Origin of the sequence: Streptomyces sp. NPDC048424 (assembly GCF_040651555.1) — a bacterium.
GTDB lineage: Bacteria > Actinomycetota > Actinomycetes > Streptomycetales > Streptomycetaceae > Streptomyces.
In genome coordinates this window covers 440315-459101 of sequence record NZ_JBEZKE010000002.1, presented here as the reverse complement: position 1 = coordinate 459101, position 18787 = coordinate 440315, and the positions used below count along the sequence as shown (strand labels likewise).

Below are 18787 nucleotides of genomic sequence, written 5' to 3'. Positions count from 1 at the left end.
GGGATGCCGATGCGGGACAGCCATCGAGGTGAGGCCGAGCAGCTGTTGGGGCGGGCCGTGGACGAGGCGGCGCGGCGGGCGGCGGGTGCGGCGGTGGACAGAGCGGCGCTGCTGGCGCGGGGCAAGGAGGCCCTGGACGCGCTCGCCGCGAGTGCGGCCCCCGAGTACGAGGCGTACGTACGGGCCCTGGACGAGGCTGCGGCCGGGGACGAGTCGCTCGGTGAGGCCTTCCGGCGCGGCAACACCTCGACGGCGGCCCTCGTGACGGCGGTCGCCGCGGCCGCCGCCGTCGGGGCGGACCTGTCGTTCGGCGTCGCCGCCGGCACCGCCCTGACCGTGGGCGCGGTCGTGGGCATCGCGGGGGCGGTGGCGACGGTGGCGAAGGCGACGGCCCTGCACCTGCCGGCCGCGAACCGGCGGGCCGGTGAACTGGGCCGCCCCGGCGGGCCGGAGCAGCTGCGACTGCAGTGGCTGTCGGCGCTGGAGGTACGCGGGATACGCCCCTTCCTGGAACAGCAGCGCGCGGTGGCCGCGGCGGCGCGGGCGGCGCGTCCGGTGGCCCGGCCCGCGGCCCTGACCACTCCGCTGCGCGGTACGGACCGCAGCGCGGAGGCCCGGCGGCGCAGTGCGCTGGAGCAGTCGTTCGGGCAACTCCCGGATCCGTCGGGCCCGTTCACGGGCAGGCGCGCCGAGCTGACGCGGATCGCGCAGTGGGTGCAGGCGGCGCGGGCCAGTACGGAGACCCGCCCGGTGGTCGTGGTGCTGCACGGTGAGCCGGGAGTGGGCCGTACGGCGCTGGCGCTGCGGGCGGCGCACGCGCTGCGGGACCAGTTCCGGGGCGCGTGCGTGGTGGACCTGCGGGGCGGGTCCACCGGCGGGGACCCCGGGGAGGCGCCGCTGTCGACGCGGGAGGCGCTGCTGCACCTGATGAACCGGCTGGGGGCGCCGCGCGAGCAGTTGCTGTTCCGCGAGGGCGCCTCGGCGGAGCAGCAGGTACGGCGCCTTGGCGAGCTGTACCACCAGCACCTGCAGGGGCTGCCGGTGACGGTGCTGCTGGACGACGCGGTGGACGCGGCGCAGGTGCGGGTGCTGGTTCCGGAGCGTTCGGAGAGTCTGGTGCTGGTGACGGCGCGGGAGCCGCTGGAGCTGCCCGCGGACTTGGCGGCGTGGGTGTACCAGCTGCCGGTGGAGCGGCTGGCGGCGGAGGAGGCGGCGGAGCTGGTGGGGGCGGCCGGGGTGGCCGGGGCCCGTGGCGAGGCCGAGGGCGGTGCCGAGGGCGGGGCCGCCCGCGCCGGGGCCGTGGCCGGGGCCCGTGCCGAGGCGGAGGCCGGGGCCGGGGCCCGTGTCGCCGCTGCCGTGCTGGAGCTGAGCGGCGGGCTCCCGCTCGCCCTGCGCATGCTGGCCCCGCTGGTCCGCGACGGCGCGCTCCCCGCGGCGGACGGCGCCGCGCACCCGGTGGAGGCGGCCCTGCGCGCCGCCGACGCCCGTCTCGCCGAGCCCGCGCGGCAGCTGCTGCGGCGCCTGCCGCTGGCCGGGCGGGCCTCCCTCGGCGGTGCGGCGGCGGCCGCGCTGGCCGACGTACCGGAGCAGGCGGCGCTGCGGACGCTGGAGGAGCTGTGGGAGGCCGGGCTGATCGAGCGGGTGCGCGGCCAGCGGTTCCGGATGCACGACGCGGTGCGCGCCTACGCGGCGCGGCGGTCGGCGGCGGACGAGGACCGGGCCGGGGCCGCGGCGGCGCACGAACGGCTGATCCGCAACTACGCGCAGCTCGCGGACTCGGTGATCCGGATGGTCGACGGGAAGATGTCGACGCGGGCGAACCAGTTCGGCGGCCACGGCTTCGTCTCGCTGGACGCGGCGCTGCGCTGGCTGGACGACGAGTCGAGCTTCATCACGGCGGCGCTGCGGCATTCGGAGGGGGTGGACCAGCAGGCGGTGCTCGACCTGCTCGGCGCGCTGTGCGACTTCTGTCTGCTGCGCGGGGACCTGTACCGGCTCGGTGAGATCGACGAGCTCACGCAGGCCGTGGAGGCGGGGCGGAAGGGGCCGGAAGGGCAGACGGGGCAGCAGGGTCGGCTGGTGCGGTCGGTTCAGTGGCGTACGGGTATCGCGGCGCGGCAGCTGGGCGAGCTGGACAAGGCGCGCACGACGCTGACGTCGGTGGTGGACCAGTACATGGAGGCCCATCAGGAGGCGGGGGCGGCGATGGCGCTGGTCTCGCTCGGCATCACCCTGCACCACCAGGGCAATCTTCCCGAGGCCGCGGCCCGCATCCGTGAGGCGCTCGTGCTCCAGGAGCCGGCGGAGCTGGCGGGTGACCGGGCGTGGGGGTTGCACGCGCTGGCGGCGGTGGAGCGGGACCTGGCGCACCTGGCGGAGGCGACGCGGCTGCTGGAGGTCTCGCTGGCACTGCACCGGGAGAGCGAGAGCGTGCACGGTGAGGCGTGGGCGCACTTCCAGCTGGGGCAGGTGCACCTGCGGTTCGGGGACGTGGGGCGGGCGGAGGAGGAGCTGCGGCTCGCCCTCGACCTGTACGGGCGTACGCGCGACGACCGCGGCGAGGCCTGGGCGCTGACCCAGCTGGGGCGGGCGCGGGTGGTGGACGGGGATCCGGGGCCGGCGGTGGAACGGCTGCGGGAGGCGCTGGCCCGGCACCGGGAGGCGGAGGACGCGCGCGGCGAGGCGTGGACGCAGTACTACCTCGGGCAGGCGCTGGAGGAGGCCGGCGGGCGCGACGAGGCGGTACGGGAGCTGGAGCGGGCGCGGACCATGTTCTCGCGGATGCGGGACGTGTACGGGCTGGCGCACGCGCGCCACCACTCGGGCCGGGTGACGCGCGACCAGCGGGCGGCGCAGACGGGCAACCTGCGCAACTCCGGCTTCGCCCGTCAGCTGCTGGTGGACGCGCGGGCGGACTTCCGGCGGATCGGGCTGGCCCACGGCGAGGCGTGGACGTGCCTGGAGCTGGCGGTGATCGACGCGGGCAACGGGCGGCTGTCGCAGGCGCTCGGCCTGTGCGAGGAGGCGGTGCGGTTGTTCATCTCGTACGGGGACCGGCGCGGGGAGGACTGGGCCCGCTTCCTGCGGTGCACGATGCTGCCGTACGCGGTGCCGGGCGCCCCGGAGGAGGCGCGGGTGGAACTGGCCCGGCTGGCGCAGTCGGCGCATCCGGCGCGGGACGGGCGGCTGGAGGACTGCCTGGAGACGTACGGCGTGATCCTGGGCCGTGGCGTGGACCCGGCGGAGGGCTGGCAGGCGTGGCGGCTCGGCCTGGTCCCGAACCTGCACTCGCGGGAGATCATGGGGGTGCCGGGGGCGGCCTGAGCGGGTGCCTCCGGCGGTTCGGCGGGTCGGGCCGGTCGGCGGGGCCGGACCGGTTGGCTGCGCGGGTCGGCTGCGCGGGTCGGCTGCGCCGCTCGGGCGGGGTACGGGGGGCCCGTTGTGCCGGTTGGCTGCGCCGCTTGGGCCGGGTGCGGTGGGGGCCGGTTGTGACGGGGCCGGGCGCCGGTTGGCTGCGCCGCTCGGGCGGGGTGCGGTGGGGCCGGTTGTGGCGGGGTCGGGCGCGCGCCGGGGTGTCTCCTCGGGCGCCGAACGTGTCGGGGGGTCGGAGAGCTCGGCGGCAGTGCGTTCGACGCCCTGCGGGGATCACCCCGACACACACCCGACCCCGCCCCAACCGGCCCACTCCAGCCCCGCCGGCGTTTGAGGCGCGGGGTCCGGGGCGGAGCCCCGATCTTTGACCGGCACCCGTCCGGCCTCGCCGCACCAAAATCCAGCCTCGCCGGCGTTTGAGGCGCGGGGCGGCGCCCCGGGCTTTGAGCCGCACCAGTCAGCCTGGCCGCACCACCTCCGGCTTCGCCGCACTACTCCAGCCCCGCCGGCGATTGAGGCGCGGGGTGCGGGGCGGGGCTCCGGCAGGGCTGCGGTGCGGCCGGCCAGGCCAGGGGCTACGCCCGGGTGGCGTCCTCGCCGGGGGCGGCGGCCGGCGGGGCCGCCGGCTCGGGGGCTTCCTGGAAGTTCACCCGGCCCATGTGCCGGTTCATCGACTTCATCAGGGCCCACACGCCAATGGCGAGGGCCGCGAACACGACGAAGCCGAGGAGGCCGGGCGTCACCTTGTTCTTGTCGAAGGTGTCACCCGCCAGCGGGAGGAGCTGGGTCAGTGCTGCCTGCGTAGCGCTCATAGCTACGCATTCTCCCGGATGCCCGCGAAGAGGTCGGACTCGGGGAGGGAAGTGTCGACGAGCGACTTCGCGAGCTCGTACTCCTCCGTGGGCCAGACCTCCTTCTGGACGTCCATCGGGACGCGGAACCAGCCGCCGTCCGGGTCGATCTGCGTGGCGTGCGCGATGAGCGCCTTGTCACGGATCTCGAAGAAGTCGGCGCACGGCACATGGGTGGTCAGGGTCCGCTCCTTGCGCTCGAACTCCTTCCACCGCTCCAGCCACTCGCCGTAGGGGGACTCCATGCCGCGCGCGAGCAGTGCCTCGTGCAGGGCGATGGTGCGCGGCTTGTTGAAGCCCTGGTTGTAGTAGAGCTTCTGCGGCTGGTAGGCCGGGCCGAACTCGCCCTCGGGGTACTTCTCGGTGTCGGCCGCACCGTCGAAGGCCACCATCGTGATCTTGTGGGTCATGATGTGGTCGGGGTGCGGGTAGCCGCCGTTCTCGTCGTACGTGGTGACGACCTGCGGCTTGAAGGCGCGGATCTTCTTCACCAGCTCCCCGGCGGCCTCTTCGACGTCCGCGAGCGCGAAGCACCCCTCGGGCAGCGGCGGCAGCGGGTCACCCTCCGGAAGGCCGGAGTCCACGTAGCCGAGCCATTCCTGCTCGATGCCGAGGATCTCGCGCGCCTCGTCCATCTCCTTGGCGCGTACCTCGTGGATGTTCTCCTCGATGTACTTGTCGCCCTGGAGCTTGGGGTTCAGCACGGAGCCGCGCTCGCCACCGGTGCAGGTGACGACCAGCACCGGAACCCCCTCGGACACGTACTTGGCCATGGTGGCCGCGCCCTTGCTCGACTCGTCGTCGGGGTGGGCGTGGACGGCCATCAGTCGAAGCTGCTCGGTCAAGACAGGATCCTCTGCGATTCGGCGCGACGGTCGGCTTCTATAGTGACCGAACTGGGGGACGGAAAATTCCAGGGGTGCCCACCCTCCCCGCGGAGAGGAAAAGATCATGAGCGCGGTGCGCGAGGGACTGCCCGAGGGCCGGTACGGCCGGTCGGCGGACGAGCGTACGGACCGGAAGCTCAAGATCATCGGAGCGGCGCTGGGTGCCCTGCTGCTGGGCGTGATCGGCTGGATCGGCTGGGACTACATCGCGGGGCAGAGCGTGAGCGCCGAAGTGATCAAGTTTCAGGTGATTTCGGACACCGAGGTCAAGGTGCACCTGGAGGTCCGCAAGGACGCCTCGGTCACCGGGGTCTGTTCCCTGAGCTCCCAGGACAAGGAGCACGGCGAGGTGGGCCGCGCCGACTTCACCTTCGCCCAGCCCGAGAGCCGCGTGGACGAGGTCGTGTCCCTCAGGACGACGAGCCGTGCCACGATGATCGAGCTGGTCGGCTGCCAGCCGGCGGCTTCCGCCCGCTGAGGCTTGACGACGCGGCCGACGGGGCAATGAGCCTCTGGGGTCCTCCCTCTTTTCTTCCCGAATTGTTAGGCTCGTGGTTTCGTCCGCCGCTGGCGGCTTTGTAGTCCCCTGTACCGACGAGGAGCACCCGTGACCCAGACGAGCGAAAGCGTCACCTGGCTGACCCAGGCGGCGTACGACCAGCTGAAGGCGGAGCTGGACTACCTCTCTGGTCCCGCCCGCACGGAGATCGCCACGAAGATCGCAGCCGCCCGCGAGGAGGGCGACCTGCGCGAGAACGGTGGCTACCACGCGGCCAAGGAGGAGCAGGGCAAGCAGGAGCTCCGGGTCCGCCAGCTCACGCAGCTCCTGGAGAACGCCAAGGTCGGCACCGCGCCCGCGTCCGACGGCGTCGTCGCCCCCGGCACGCTCGTCAAGATCGCCTTCGACGGCGACGAGGACGACACCATGGAGTTCCTGCTGGCCTCCCGCGAGTACGCCTCCTCGGACTTCGAGACCTACTCCCCCCAGTCCCCGCTGGGCAGCGGTGTGCTGGGCAAGGCGATCGGCGAGGACGCCGAGTACGAGCTGCCGAACGGCAAGAAGGCCTCGGTCAAGATCCTGGACGTCAAGCCCTTCACCGGCTGATCACCCTCGGTCACCTTCTGATTTTCCGCTTCACGCACGATGCCCGGCCGGGTTCGGTTCTCCCGGCCGGGCATCGTCGTACGCGGGCGCGTCGTCGTACGCGGGCGCGCGCACGTTCGTACGTACGTGCGCGCGGCCCTACGCCGTCGCCGAGCGGTACTTGCGGACCGCGAGGGACCGGAAGACCACGATGATCAGCACCGACCAGAGGACGGACGCCGCCACCGGGTGCTGCATCGGCCAGGCGTCCGGGACCGGGTAGCCCTCCGGGAGGTTCCCGAAGAGCTCGCGGCACGCCTGGACGGTCGCGCTGAAGGGGTTCCACTCCGCGATGGTCTGCAGGAACGGCGGCATGTTCTCGGAGGGGACGAAGGCGTTCGAGATGAACGTCAGCGGGAAGAGCCAGATCAGTCCGCCCGAGGTGGCCGCCTCCGGAGTGCGCACCGACAGGCCGATCAGGGCGCCGATCCAGGAGAAGGCGTAGCCGAGCAGGAGCAGCAGCGCGAAGCCGGCGAGGACCTCGCCGATGCTGGTGTGGGTGCGCCAGCCGACGAGCAGGGCCACGATCGCCAGGACGAACAGCGTGAGCGTGGTCTGGACGAGGTCGGCGAGGGTGCGGCCGGTGAGGACCGCGCCGCGGGCCATGGGCAGCGAGCGGAAGCGGTCGATCAGGCCCTTGTGCATGTCGTCGGCGATGCCCGCGCCCGCGCCGGCCGTGGCGAAGGTGACGGTCTGGGCGAAGATGCCCGCCATCAGGAACTCGCGGTAGGCGGCGGGCGAGGTGGTGTCGCCGACCATGATCGAGCCGCCGAAGACGTAGCTGAAGAGCACGACGAACATGACCGGCTGGATCACGCCGAAGATGATCATCTCGGGGATCCGGGACATGCGGATGAGGTTCCGCTTGGCGATCACCAGGGAGTCGTTGACGCCCTGGACGATGCCCCCGCGCGGCCGGGGCGCGGTCGGTTGCGTGGTCGGGGAGGTGAGGGTCACTTCGCCGCCTCCTTGCGCGCCGCCTTGCGGCCCTTGGCGTCGGCGGTGGCCGCGCCGTCGCCGGTCTCCTCGGTGATGCGTTCGGCCGCGTGGCCGGTGAGGGAGATGAACACGTCGTCGAGGGTGGGGCGGCGCAGGCCTATGTCGTCGATCTCGATGCCGCGGCCGTCCAGTTCCCGGATGACCTCGGCGAGCAGCTTGGCGCCGCCGGCCACCGGAACGGTCAGCTTGCGGGTGTGCTCCTCGACCGCGGTCTCGCCCTTGCCGAAGCCGGCGAGCACCTCGCGCGCCGTGGCGATGTGGTCCCGCTCGTGGACGACGACCTCCACGCGCTCGCCGCCCGTCCGGGCCTTGAGCTGGTCGGAGGTGCCGCGGGCGATGACCTTGCCGTGGTCGACCACGCAGATGTCGTGGGCGAGGTGGTCGGCCTCCTCCAGGTACTGGGTGGTGAGCAGCAGGGTGGTGCCGCCCGCGACCAGTTCCTGGATGATCCCCCACAGCTGCTGGCGGTTGCGGGGGTCGAGGCCGGTGGTGGGCTCGTCCATGAACATGACGGGCGGGCTGACGACGAGGGCGGCCGCGAGGTCGAGCCGCCTGCGCATGCCGCCGGAGTAGGTCTTGGCGGTGCGGTCGGCGGCGTCGGCGAGGTTGAAGCGTTCGAGCAGTTCGTCGGCCCGGGCCTTGGCCGCCCTGGACTTCATCTGGTAGAGCTGGCCGACCATCTGGAGGTTCTCGCGGCCGGTCAGGTACTCGTCGACGGCGGCGAACTGGCCGGAGAGGCCGATGGCCCGGCGGACCTCGTTGGGGTGCTGGAGTACGTCGATGCCGGCGACGACGGCCTTGCCGCTGTCGGGCCGGAGCAGGGTGGTCAGGACGCGTACGGTCGTGGTCTTCCCGGCACCGTTGGGGCCGAGCAGACCAAGGACGGTGCCTTCCGGGACATCGAGGTCCACGCCGTCCAGAGCCCGTACATCGCCGAAGGTCTTGACCAGACCTTCGGCGTAGATAGCGCCTGGCATATGGATTCTCCCAGTGTGAATCGGGCCAGTAGAATCAAGAATTTCAGGGCATTTCTACGCAAATCCTATGGGCGCCGGGTGGGTATCGCTCGGCCGATCGGGTGATGCGGGCCGATGCCGGCGATGCCGGCATCACGACGGCGTCCGCCGTCTAGCTCATCACCTTGTATCCCGCGGCGTGCAGTTTCCGCGCGACCTCCGCGCAGTGCTCCGGGCCCTTCGTCTCCAGGTGCAGCTCCACCTCCACCTCCGTGAGCCCCAGCCGCGGGTCGGTCCGTACGTGGCTCACATCGAGTACGTTCGCATCCACCACTGACAACACCGCCAGGAGTCCGGCGAGGGCTCCGGGACGGTCGGCCACGCGCAGCCGCAGGGACAGGTACCGGCCCGCCGCCGCCATGCCGTGGCGCAGGATCCGCTGGAGCAGCAGCGGGTCGATGTTGCCGCCGGACAGGACGGCCACCACCGGTCCGCCGCCGTACAGTTCGGGCTCGCTCAGCAGGGCGGCGACCGTGCTGCAGCCGGCCGGTTCGACGACCAGCTTCGCCCGTTCCAGGCAGAGCAGCAGAGCGCTGGAGAGGGCGTCCTCGGAGACCGTGCGCACGTCGTCGAGCAGCTCGCCGATGATTTTGAAGGGGATGTCGCCGGGGCGGCCGACCTTGATGCCGTCCGCCATCGTGACGGGTTCGTCGATCGAGATCGGGTGCCCCATCTTGAGCGAGGGCGGGTACGCGGCCGCGCCCGCGGCCTGCACCCCGATGACCCGCACGTCGGGCCGCAGCGCCTTCACGGCGACGGCGACCCCGGCCGCGAGACCGCCGCCGCCGATCCCGACGAGGATGGTCCGCACCTCCGGGCACTGTTCCAGGATCTCCAGGCCCACCGTGCCCTGGCCCGCGATGATGTCGCGGTGGTCGAAGGGGTGGATGAAGACCGCGCCGGTGCGGTCCGCGTAGTCCTGGGCGGCCGCGAGGGTCTCGTCGACGACCTGTCCGTGCATGCGCACCTCGGCGCCGTACTCCTGGGTCGCGGCCACCTTCGGCAGCGGCGCCCCGACCGGCATGAACACGGTGGAGCGGACCCCGAGGAGGGAGGAGGCGAGCGCCACGCCCTGCGCGTGGTTGCCGGCGCTGGCCGCGACGACGCCGGCGGCCCGCTGCTCGGGGCGCAGGCCGGCGATGCGGACGTAGGCGCCGCGCAGCTTGAAGGAGCCGGTGCGCTGGAGGTTCTCGCACTTGAGGTGGACCGGGGACCCGGTGAGTGAGGACAGGTGCCGGCTGCCTTCCATCGCGGTGACCCGGGAGACGCCGGAGAGCATCTTCTGAGCCCCCCGGACGTCGTCGAGGATGACCTGCGGGACGGGCTGGGGCACGCGGTAGTTCATGCCGCCAGTCTCGCAGCCCGCGGTCGGGGCGGCTCGGGGCGGAGGGGGAGGCTCCTGAAGGGGCGCGGGGAGGGTCCCGGAGCGGTTCCGAAAAGGGCTCCGGGAAGTGCTCCGGCGGGGGTTCCGGGAGGGGCTCCGGGAAGCCCCGCCGGAGGGGTTCCGGGAAGTCCCCCCGGGAAGTGCTCGGCGAGGGGCGAAATCTCGCCATCCGGGACGCGTGCGGGACGGCCGTGCGGACCGGCCGTATCAGTTCTCGTACGAGGCGTACGGGCCGCCGCACGGCCGCGTACTCTGTCCCCCATCCTTGTCGGACCCACGCGAAGAGAGCCCACGGCCATGCCTTCCACCCCGGCCAATTCCGACCTGCCCGCGGCGGCCGACGCGCCCGCCGGAGGCGGTCTCCTCGACTCGCTCCAGCACCAGGTGGCGGTCTTCGCCCGCCGCGCCGAGCAGACCCGCCTGGGCGGTGTGGGCCAGGCCCGCAACTCGATGGACCGCGCCGCCTACCTGCTGCTGAACCGGCTCGACCTGGAGGGCCCGATGGGCGTCAAGGCGCTCGCCGGCGGCATGGGGATCGACTCCTCGACGGTGACCCGGCAGGTCGCGCCGCTGGTCGACAGCGGTCTGGTCAAGCGGACTTCGCACCCCGAGGACGGGCGGGCCGTGGTCCTCGCGCTGTCCCCGCGGGGGCTGGCGCGGCTGGAGGAGGTCCGCTCCTCGCGGCGCGAGCTGATGGCCCGGGTGACGGAGGGCTGGAGCGAGGACGAGCGGGAATCCTTCACCGGGCTGCTGACGCGCTTCAACCTGTCGCTGTCGGAACTGATGGCGGCCGTGGCCGAAGCCGGCCCGGCCTCCTGAGCGGAGTCCGTCCGTCCTCTTGACCTGGACGGTCCCGCTGCCCGCACTATGTGAACCATGCGGGTGGTTGATCAACACGCTGGCTCCTACGCGGAGTTCGAGTCCTTCGTCGCGGGCGCGGCGGGGCGGCTCCTGCACGTCGGGGTGCTGCTGACCGGTGAACCGGAGGCGGCCCGCCGGCTGCTGGCGGGCGCGCTGGCCCGTACGTACGCGAACTGGCTGCGGCTGCGCGGTGACGACCCGTACGACTTCACCCGCCAGGAGCTGTGCTCGGCCTTCGCCCGGACCGGCTGGCGCCACCAGGGGGGCAGCGGCGTACTGGCGCGGCTGAGCCCGCCGGAGCGGCTCGTCCTCGTCCTGCGGCTCTACGAAGGGGTCGCGGAGGAGGTCGCGGCGGCGCAGCTGGGGCTGACGGTCGAGCGCGTACGGGTGCTGTGCAATCGGGCCGTGGCCGCGCTGAGGTCCCGGGAGGCGGCGTGAGCGGGATCCCGGACCGGAAGGAAGCCCAGGTCAAGCGGCTGCTGGAGGGGCCGTACCCGGCGGTGCCGGCGGGGCTTGCGGCGGGGGCGGCGGCCCGGGGTGACCGGCTGCTGCGTCGGCGGCGGGCGTTGCGGAGGTTCGGCTGGGCCGTGCTCTTCGCCGCCGCGGTGGCCTTCACCGTCTGGGCCTCCCTGACCCGCCCCTGGGTCGCCCCGCCGAGCGGCATCTCCCCACCCCTGGAGGGCTGGTAGCCCCCGTCTTCAGCCTGGGGGCTCTTTGCAGCCTCGCCGCCGGGCCAATCCAGCCCCGCCGGCGTGGCTGGATGGGCCCGGCGGAGCCGGGAAGGCGGGCGTCCGGCACCTGAGGTCAGGCCCCACCGGGCTCGGGCGGAGCCCGGCGGGGGCCCGGGGGTCAGCCCAGGGCCTGGGTGAGGTCCGCGATGAGGTCGTCCGCGTTCTCGATGCCCACCGAGACCCGGATCAGGTCCGCCGGAACCTCCAGCGCCGAGCCGGCCACCGACGCGTGCGTCATGCGGCCCGGGTGCTCGATGAGGGACTCGACGCCGCCCAGGGACTCGGCCAGGGTGAAGATCTTGGTGCGGCCGCAGACCGCGACGGCCTCTTCCTCGCCGCCGGCGACCTGGAAGGAGACCATGCCGCCGAAGTTGCGCATCTGCTTGGCCGCGACCTCGTGGCCCGGGTGCTCGGGCAGGCCCGGGTAGAGGACCTTGGTGACCTTCGGGTGCCGCTTGAGCACCTCGACGATCTTGCCCGCGTTCTCCGCGTGCCGGTCCATGCGCACGGCCAGGGTCTTGATGCCCCGCAGCACGACCCAGGAGTCGAACGGGCCGGCCACCGCGCCCATCGCGTTCTGGTGGTAGGCCAGTTCCTCGCCGAGCGCCTCGTCCGCGGTGACCAGCGCGCCGCCGACCACGTCGGAGTGCCCGCCCATGTACTTGGTCAGCGAGTGCACGACCACGTCCGCGCCCAGCGCCAGCGGCTGCTGGAGGTAGGGCGAGGCGAAGGTGTTGTCCACGACCAGCTTGGCGCCGGCCGTCCGCGCGATGTCGGCGACCACGGCGATGTCGGTGATGCCGAGCAGCGGGTTGGAGGGGGTCTCGACCCAGATGACCTTCGTCTTCGGGGTGAGGGCCGCGCGTACGGACTCCGGGTCGGAGGTGTCGGCCACCGACCACTCCACGCCCCAGCGGGAGACGACCTTCGCGAAGAGGCGGAAGGTGCCGCCGTACGCGTCGTTGGGGATGACCACGTGGTCGCCCGGGGAGAGCAGCGTACGCAGCAGGCAGTCCTCCGCGGCCAGTCCGGACGCGAAGGCGAGCCCGCGCCGGCCGCCCTCCAGCGCCGCGAGGTTCTCCTCCAGTGCGGTGCGTGTCGGGTTGGCGCTGCGGCTGTACTCGTAACCGCCGCGCAGGCCGCCGACGCCGTCCTGCTTGTACGTGGAGACCTGGTAGATCGGGGGTACGACCGCGCCGGTCTGCGGGTCCGCCGTATTGCCCGCGTGGATCGCGCGGGTCTCGAAGCTCTGGTGCTCGTGGCTGTCGTCGCTCATGGTCAGATGCTATGCCCAGCCCGGGTTGGGGTCCCCTATTGGCCTGTGGCCCCCTCGGTCTGGTTCGCTGGAGGCATGGAGATTCTGTGGTTGCTGTTCGCGATGCTCATGATCGTGTTCATCGTGGGTCCGTACATCCGGCGCAGGCGCGGCGGCATCCGCCTGGTCGCGCCGGACAGCCCTGACGCGGCGGACCCGGCGAACTACGGATTCGACCGGCAGGAAGAGCTCGACATCCGCGTCCCCGGGCCCGACCAGGACCTGATGGACGCCCTCGACAACGTGCGGCGCACCGGCCAGTGGCAGGCGGCCTCGCAGCTGCTCGCCGGGACCCCGCGGGAGGGCGAGCGGCGCTGGCAGCGCGTGCAGGCCTTCGGTGGAGCGGCGGCACTGGAGCTGGTGGCGCAGCCGGGTGTGGGCGCGCAGTGGCTGAAGGCGTGGCGGCTGGAGGCGGAGCAGGACGCGGGCGGCGCGCAGGTGCACGCGGAGCTGCTGGTTCAGCAGGCGTGGCGGCACTCGGGCGGGGTCGGGTCCACCGATCACCGGATCATCCTGGAGGAGGCCCGGGAGGCGTGCCGCAGGGCCGCGCTGCAGGCTCCGGAGGATCCGGTCCCGTACATCACGGAGCTGGCGATCGCGCGGGGTCTGGCGTACTCGGAGGCGGAGTTCGACGCCCTGTGGGCGAAGGTCATCGACCGGGCGCCGGAGCACATGGGGGCGCACATCGCGGCGCTGCACTACTGGTGCGCGAAGTGGCACGGCTCGCGGGAGCTGGCGGACGCGTTCGCGCACGCGGCCGCGGCGCGCGCTCCGCGGGGCTCGCTGCTGGCGGCGCTGCCGTTGTTCTCGGTGTACGAGAACACGCCCGACATCGTCATGACCGCCTACTACGAGAGCGCGGTCGTGACGCGGGCGGTGGAGGGCGCGCTGTACGCGGTGAACACGGCGCGTCAGGACGACCCGATGCAGGCGCACGTACGGCACCTGCTGCTGATGTTCCTGGTCCGCATGGAGCGCTGGGCGGAGGCGATGGAGCAGGTGCGGCACGTGGACGGTTACGTGGGCGCGCTGCCGTGGTCGGAGTCGGAGGACCCGGCGGCGGCGTACGCGGTGTTCCGGGCGCTGGCGGTGGCGGGGTACGAGGCGAACGGAGGGTCGCCGGCGACCCTCCCCCAGTAGCTCGCGCACCCCGGACCCGGGTGTCCCCACCCCCACGGGCCAGGCGAAATCCCTGGTGAATAAAGTTGCTGTAAGTGACCACAGAGCCGCATGATGCGGCTGGCGGCGGCCTCCGCGTCCCGCACCGCACTTCGCACCACTTTCATCCCGTGGGGGGATCTGTCCATATGGGCGCTTCGCTGCGCGCCTTGCGCGCCCTCGTCCTGCTCGCCGGCTTCTATCTGCTCGGTGTCGTCCTGCTGGCGGCCCTCGCGGGCGCCGACTACGCCCTCGTCACCGGGCTGCACGGGCCGATCGTCTTCAAGCTCGTCATCGTCTCCTTCGTCCTCGCCGTTCCGATCGTGCGCGGCCTGTTCATGCTCCGCACGCCCAAGGGCGAGCCGCCCGCCGGCGTCACGGTCAGCGAGGCGCGGGAACCGCTGCTGTGGCAGACCGTGCGTGACATCGCGCAGCAGGTCGGCACCCGCGCGCCCGACGAGATCGTGCTGATCGACGAGGTGAACGCGGCCGTCAGCGAGGACGCCGGGCTGCTGGGCCTGCGGCCCGGCACCCGCCGCCTCTACCTCGGCCTGCCGTTGATGACGGGCCTGGACGAGATGCAGCTGCGCGCCGTGCTCGCCCACGAGATGGGCCACTACGCGAACTTCGACACCCGCCTCACCCCGCTGATCGCCCGCGGCCGCGCCCAGCTGATCCGTACGATCGGCCACTTCCACGAGCGTGCGGACGGCAAGGTCGCCAAGGAGCGCGCGAAGCAGGAGAAGAGGGACGAGAAGCGGATCGCCAAGGGCAAGAAGGCCAAGGGCGTCGACACCACGGGCGAGGGTGCGATGTACCGCGCCATGGCCAAGATCTACATGGCCTACGGCAACTTCTACATGCGCGCCACCCGTTCGACCTCCCGTCGTCAGGAGCTCGCCGCCGACCTCGCCTCGGTCCGGGTCGCCGGCCGCGACTCCGCCGCCTCCGCGCTGCGCGAGCTGAACGCCCTCGACTCGGCGCACGACTTCTACATGGGCTCGTACGCCACCCTCGGCGTCGGCGCCGGTCTGCTGCCCCGGCCCGGTCAGGTCTTCGGCGGGCTGCGCCGGCTGCTGGACGCCCGCTCGGCCGATCTGGACGAGCTGCGCCAGGAGCTGTCGACCGAGCCCACCTCTGCGTACGACTCCCACCCCGCGCTCGCCGAGCGCGTGGCCCGCATCGAGGCGCTGCCCGACGACGGCCGCGCCGGGCAGGCCGCCCGTCCGGCGCTGGAGCTGCTGTCCGACGCGGACGCGGCGCTGGCCGCTCTGGAGCAGGTCGTCCTCACCCCCGAGGCGCTCGCGCTCAAGCGGGTGGACTGGGAGGACCTGGTCCACGAGTCCATGACGCTGTACGTCGGCCAGGGCGCGGAGGAGGTCCGTGAGGCCTTCACCGCCGAGGGTGCGGGCCCCGGGCTCGCCGAGCTGCTCGACGCGGTCGACGCCGACCCGGCGGTGCGCTGGCGGATCACCGACCGCTTCCCGAAGTCCGAGCAGGCGGCGGCCGCGACCGGCCGCACGGCCCGCGAGTTCGCCCGCCCGGTCCTGCGGCGCGCCCTGAACCAGCTGGTCAGCGTCGAGCTGACGGCCCGCGGCGCCGCCCGCTGGCAGCTGTCCTGGTCCGAGTCGGCCGCGCTCGTCTACGCGGTTGACGGGTTCGAGGAGCAGCTCGGCGCGGCCCTGGACGCGGTCGTCTCCGACCAGCCCGACACCGAACCCCTGCGAAAGCTGGTGCTTGCCCCGTGATCGGTCTCTACATCCTCGGCCTCCTGCTGGCGGCCGCGGCGTTCAAGTTCCTGCGCGGCGTCCACTTCATCCGCAAGGCGAAGCGGCTGGAAGCCGAGATCGGCACGCTGAACGCCGGTACGGAGGCCATCGAGACCGGCCGGAAGGCCGAGAAGGCGGCGGCGGTGGTCGCGCTGGGCTTCGTCGCGGAAGCCGACCTGGACACCGAGAACCCCGCGCCGGTGCCGCCGGAGCGGACCGCCGTCCTGGAGGCCGTCCGCGCGGGCGACTGGGAGGCGGGAGCCGCCTACATCGAGGCGGCCGGGCAGGACTGGCAGGAGCGGATGGAGCGGGTCCGCCCGCTGGCCGAGGAGGCCGCCGAGGACGACGCCTGGCTGCTGGCCTGGCGCGCGGCGCGGCCCGCCGACCCGACGGCGGCCCTGGTCAACGCGGACACCGCGATCATGGTGGCGTGGAACGTGCGCGGCGGCCAGTCCGGCAGCCGCACCACGCAGGAGCAGTTCCGGCTCTTCCACGACCTGCTGGTCAAGGCGCAGGAGGCCGCGCACGAGGCCCAGCGGCTCGCCGACCCGGCGGACCCGACGCCGTACATCGTGGAGCAGCCCATCGGGCAGGGCCTGGGCTACTCGCACGAGCGGTACCGGGAGCTGTGGGACCAGGTCGTCAAGCGCGACCCGAAGGTGCTGTGGTCGCACGTCAGCGGCCTGCAGTACTGGTGCCGGAAGTGGCGCGGCTCGCACGAGCTGGCGCTGGCCTTCGCGCGGGAGTCGGCGGCCGTCGGCAAGCCCGGTGACCTGCTGTCCCTGCTGCCGCTGATCGCGTACTTCGAGCAGGAGACGGACGAGGAGGACCTGGCGGCCGAGACGTTCTTCAAGGAGCCGGAGATCGTCGCCGCGGTGGACGCGGCGCTCCTGGACCTGGCGGCGGCGGGCGACGACCACCCCGGGACGGCTCGGATCCGGCACATGCTGGCGTACCTGCTGTTCTGGCAGGACCGCGACGAGCAGGCGGTCGAGCAGTTCCGCCACATCGACGGGTTCATCGGCGCCATGCCGTGGTCGTACGCGGGAGAGCCGAAGCGGCGGTACCTGTACGCCCGCGACTGGGCCGTGGGCGTGGCCACGCCGGGCCTCTGACGCGGAGGGAAAGGGGGCGGGCCGGGGAATCCCGGCCCGCCCCTTTCCGTTGTCACTGCCACAAGGAGGGAATCCATGTTCTCGTACCGCCGTACGCCCGAGCTGCCCACCCGCGAGGAGGCCCTGACGGGCCGCGCGCAGCCGCTCTTCGCCCTGCCCGAGAAGCACACCGTGCTCGGCAATCCGCTGTCCGGCCCGTACCCCGCGCACCTCGAGGTGGCCGACTTCGGCCTGGGCTGCTTCTGGGGCGCGGAGCGCAAGTTCTGGCAGACCCCCGGGGTGTGGACCACGCTGGCCGGCTACCAGGGCGGCTTCACGGAGAATCCGACCTACGAGGAGGTCTGCTCGGGCCTGACCGGCCACACCGAGGTCGTCCGCGTGGTCTTCGACCCGTCCCAGGTCTCGTACGCGGCCCTCCTCAAGCTGTTCTGGGAGTCCCACGACCCCACCCAGGGCTTCCGCCAGGGCAACGACGTCGGCACCCAGTACCGCTCCGCGGTCTACACCCACTCCCCCGCCCAGCAGGCGACGGCGGAGGCCTCCCGCACGGCCTACCAGCAGGTCCTGGCCTCGTCGGGCTACGGCGAGATCACCACGGCGGTCCTCCCGGCGGCGGACCGCCCCTTCTGGCCCGCCGAAGCCCACCACCAGCAGTACCTGGACAAGAACCCGGGCGGCTACTGCGGCATCGGCGGCACGGGCGTCTCCTGCCCGATCGGCGTGGCCACGGCGGACGGCTGAACCTCCCGCCGGAAGTCACGGCGACGTTGAGCGCGCTGCTGACCGGCTCCGATCCGGTGAGCAGCGCGCTGCGCGCCCAGACCCCTCATGGGCAGGGCCCGTGGCTCCGAGGGACCGGAGGCTCACACAGCGGCCTGCGCGGGACGCCCCGCGTACCCGTCTCGGAGCCGTCGCTCTCTCGGCTACGACACGCTGTCAGTGCCGGGCACCAGACTGGTGTCCGTGGATGTGAGATCCGACTTCGCGCTGAAGCTGCAACTGGCACACGTCGCCGAGCAAGCCATCGCGTCCGAGGTCAAGGACGCCCTTGAATCGGTCGTCACGCACATGAACGGCGGCAGGAGCCCCTACCGGGGAGGCCGAGCACTCGTCACCCTGCTGAAGGCGGTGCGCTCAACTGCGGCAACGGCGGACGAGTGGCAAGTCGTGCGACTGATACAAGATTCTCTGGACTACGCCGAAGGACGCATCCTCCGGCCGGACTTCGAAGAGCGCTACCGGCTCTTCCAACGGTCGGCAGAACCGTCGAGCCCACATCAGGACTACCTGGCACGAACGCTCTCCGCGAGTCTGGCCTTCTTCGCGCAACTCGGGGACCAGTACCTCCGCCGGCATCCCGGGGCGAGCCCGAGCGAGGTGCTGACCCATGTGGAGGCCGTTGCCCGGGACGCGGGTTACATGCAACGGTCGCAGGAGCAGCCCGGCCGGTATCGGATACTTCGTGGCTCTGCCGAGATGGCTGCATGGCTGGAGCAGGTCTTCCGCAACCGGATTGATCTGGAGGATCCGGAGCAAGCTGCCCGCCGCATCGTGATGTCCCCTGAATCTCTGGCTGTTTTGGCAGCGGACAAGGAGGGGCAGCTGTTGCTCCGGGCAGCAGAAATTCAGCGGCGCCGAGGGGGCCTGAAGGCGCTGCGCAAGGCAGTGGAGGATCCCCGGGCGAGCGAACTGGACCTGCAACGCGCCCTGGACGGGCAGCACTGGATCTTCGGTGGGCAGTTCGCGAGCCAAGCGGTCCAGCGTCGACTGGTGCCGGGTGACGAGGTGGACATCCCCTTGATCCGTGGGGATGGTGCGCTGCACATCGTCGAGTTGAAGCGCTCCATGAGCCTCCAGGGCTCCCTGGTCAAGAGACACCGAGGGTGCTGGGTTCCCACGGCTGAAGTACACGACGCGGTGAGCCAAGCGGTGAACTACCTTGTCGGCTTGGACGAACACCGGCTCCGCATCCGGGATGAACTGGGAATCGAAACGCGCCGAGCGAGCGCACTCGTCTTGATCGGACACCCCTCCGTCCAACCGAACGTCGCCGAAGACGAAATCAACGAGGCCCTGCGCACGCTCAACACACACATGAGCCGCGTTGAGGTCGTGACCTACAAGGAACTGGTCGACAACGCGGAGCGCGCACTGACCGGCTGGCAATGACGTCCGACGGACCTGC

Annotated in this window: 17 protein-coding genes; 11 read left to right on the top strand and 6 right to left on the bottom strand. The window is 72.3% G+C overall.

What is annotated here, in order from left to right; all coding sequences use genetic code 11:
* The first annotated feature begins 9 nt into the window (after positions 1-9).
* Positions 10-3324 (top strand): tetratricopeptide repeat protein, encoded by a 3315-nt coding sequence (locus tag AB0D29_RS04725; RefSeq protein ID WP_362852121.1) that lies wholly within the window; start codon positions 10-12, stop codon positions 3322-3324.
* A gap of 623 nt (positions 3325-3947) precedes the next feature.
* Here the strand turns inward: AB0D29_RS04725 and AB0D29_RS04720 are convergent.
* Positions 3948-4184, bottom strand: coding sequence for a hypothetical protein (locus tag AB0D29_RS04720; RefSeq protein ID WP_362852120.1), 237 nt, complete (start codon positions 4182-4184; stop codon positions 3948-3950).
* Positions 4185-4186: 2 nt separating this feature from the next.
* On the bottom strand, positions 4187-5068 hold the full coding sequence (gene mca, locus AB0D29_RS04715) for a mycothiol conjugate amidase Mca (protein ID WP_362852119.1): 882 nt from the start codon (positions 5066-5068) through the stop codon (positions 4187-4189).
* 106 nt (positions 5069-5174) lie between these two features.
* On the opposite strand from mca, the gene AB0D29_RS04710 reads away from it, so the two are divergent.
* The gene (locus tag AB0D29_RS04710) at positions 5175-5588 is read left to right on the top strand and encodes a DUF4307 domain-containing protein (protein ID WP_362852118.1); all 414 of its coding nucleotides are present in this window, start codon (positions 5175-5177) and stop codon (positions 5586-5588) included.
* A 129-nt stretch (positions 5589-5717) separates the two neighbouring features.
* Positions 5718-6215 carry a transcription elongation factor GreA gene (gene greA, locus AB0D29_RS04705; RefSeq protein WP_030009952.1) on the top strand — a complete coding sequence of 166 codons (498 nt, stop codon included), beginning with the start codon at positions 5718-5720 and terminating at the stop codon, positions 6213-6215.
* A gap of 138 nt (positions 6216-6353) precedes the next feature.
* Here the strand turns inward: greA and AB0D29_RS04700 are convergent, their stop codons facing one another.
* The 3 genes from AB0D29_RS04700 to ilvA all read right to left on the bottom strand — a co-directional run bounded on the left by AB0D29_RS04700 (position 6354) and on the right by ilvA (position 9614).
* On the bottom strand, positions 6354-7211 hold the full coding sequence (locus AB0D29_RS04700; RefSeq protein ID WP_362852117.1) for an ABC transporter permease: 858 nt from the start codon (positions 7209-7211) through the stop codon (positions 6354-6356).
* Entirely contained in the window at positions 7208-8230 is a 1023-nt protein-coding gene (locus tag AB0D29_RS04695; RefSeq protein ID WP_362852116.1) for an ATP-binding cassette domain-containing protein, read from the bottom strand. Before AB0D29_RS04695 ends, AB0D29_RS04700 begins: the two co-directional genes overlap by 4 nt.
* A 151-nt stretch (positions 8231-8381) precedes the next feature.
* The gene (ilvA, locus tag AB0D29_RS04690; protein ID WP_362852115.1) at positions 8382-9614 is read right to left on the bottom strand and encodes a threonine ammonia-lyase; all 1233 of its coding nucleotides are present in this window, start codon (positions 9612-9614) and stop codon (positions 8382-8384) included.
* 336 nt (positions 9615-9950) lie between these two features.
* Between ilvA and AB0D29_RS04685 the strand changes: the two genes are divergently transcribed.
* From AB0D29_RS04685 to AB0D29_RS04675, 3 genes are read left to right on the top strand one after another with little or no spacing between them, the layout of a single operon-like run.
* Positions 9951-10472, top strand: coding sequence for a MarR family transcriptional regulator (locus AB0D29_RS04685; RefSeq protein ID WP_051837216.1), 522 nt, complete (start codon positions 9951-9953; stop codon positions 10470-10472).
* Between the two features lie 57 nt (positions 10473-10529).
* Positions 10530-10952, top strand: coding sequence for a sigma factor-like helix-turn-helix DNA-binding protein (locus AB0D29_RS04680; protein WP_362852114.1), 423 nt, complete (start codon positions 10530-10532; stop codon positions 10950-10952).
* On the top strand, positions 10949-11203 hold the full coding sequence (locus AB0D29_RS04675) for a hypothetical protein (RefSeq protein WP_362852113.1): 255 nt from the start codon (positions 10949-10951) through the stop codon (positions 11201-11203). Before AB0D29_RS04680 ends, AB0D29_RS04675 begins: the two co-directional genes overlap by 4 nt.
* 160 nt (positions 11204-11363) lie before the next feature.
* On the opposite strand, the gene AB0D29_RS04670 is transcribed toward AB0D29_RS04675, so the two are convergent.
* Positions 11364-12521, bottom strand: coding sequence for a cystathionine gamma-synthase (locus AB0D29_RS04670; RefSeq protein WP_362852112.1), 1158 nt, complete (start codon positions 12519-12521; stop codon positions 11364-11366).
* Positions 12522-12596: 75 nt separating this feature from the next.
* Between AB0D29_RS04670 and AB0D29_RS04665 the strand changes: the two genes are divergently transcribed.
* From AB0D29_RS04665 to AB0D29_RS04645, 5 genes are all read left to right on the top strand, one after another.
* Positions 12597-13700: a hypothetical protein gene (locus tag AB0D29_RS04665; protein ID WP_362852111.1), complete on the top strand. Its 1104-nt coding sequence runs from the start codon at positions 12597-12599 to the stop codon at positions 13698-13700.
* 167 nt (positions 13701-13867) lie between these two features.
* On the top strand, positions 13868-15466 hold the full coding sequence (locus AB0D29_RS04660) for a M48 family metallopeptidase (RefSeq protein WP_362852110.1): 1599 nt from the start codon (positions 13868-13870) through the stop codon (positions 15464-15466).
* Positions 15463-16602: a hypothetical protein gene (locus AB0D29_RS04655; RefSeq protein WP_362852109.1), complete on the top strand. Its 1140-nt coding sequence runs from the start codon at positions 15463-15465 to the stop codon at positions 16600-16602. Before AB0D29_RS04660 ends, AB0D29_RS04655 begins: the two co-directional genes overlap by 4 nt.
* Before the next feature lie 75 nt (positions 16603-16677).
* On the top strand, positions 16678-17343 hold the full coding sequence (gene msrA, locus AB0D29_RS04650) for a peptide-methionine (S)-S-oxide reductase MsrA (protein WP_362852108.1): 666 nt from the start codon (positions 16678-16680) through the stop codon (positions 17341-17343).
* 222 nt (positions 17344-17565) lie between these two features.
* Positions 17566-18771 (top strand): Shedu anti-phage system protein SduA domain-containing protein, encoded by a 1206-nt coding sequence (locus AB0D29_RS04645; protein WP_362852107.1) that lies wholly within the window; start codon positions 17566-17568, stop codon positions 18769-18771.
* Positions 18772-18787 lie beyond the last annotated feature (16 nt).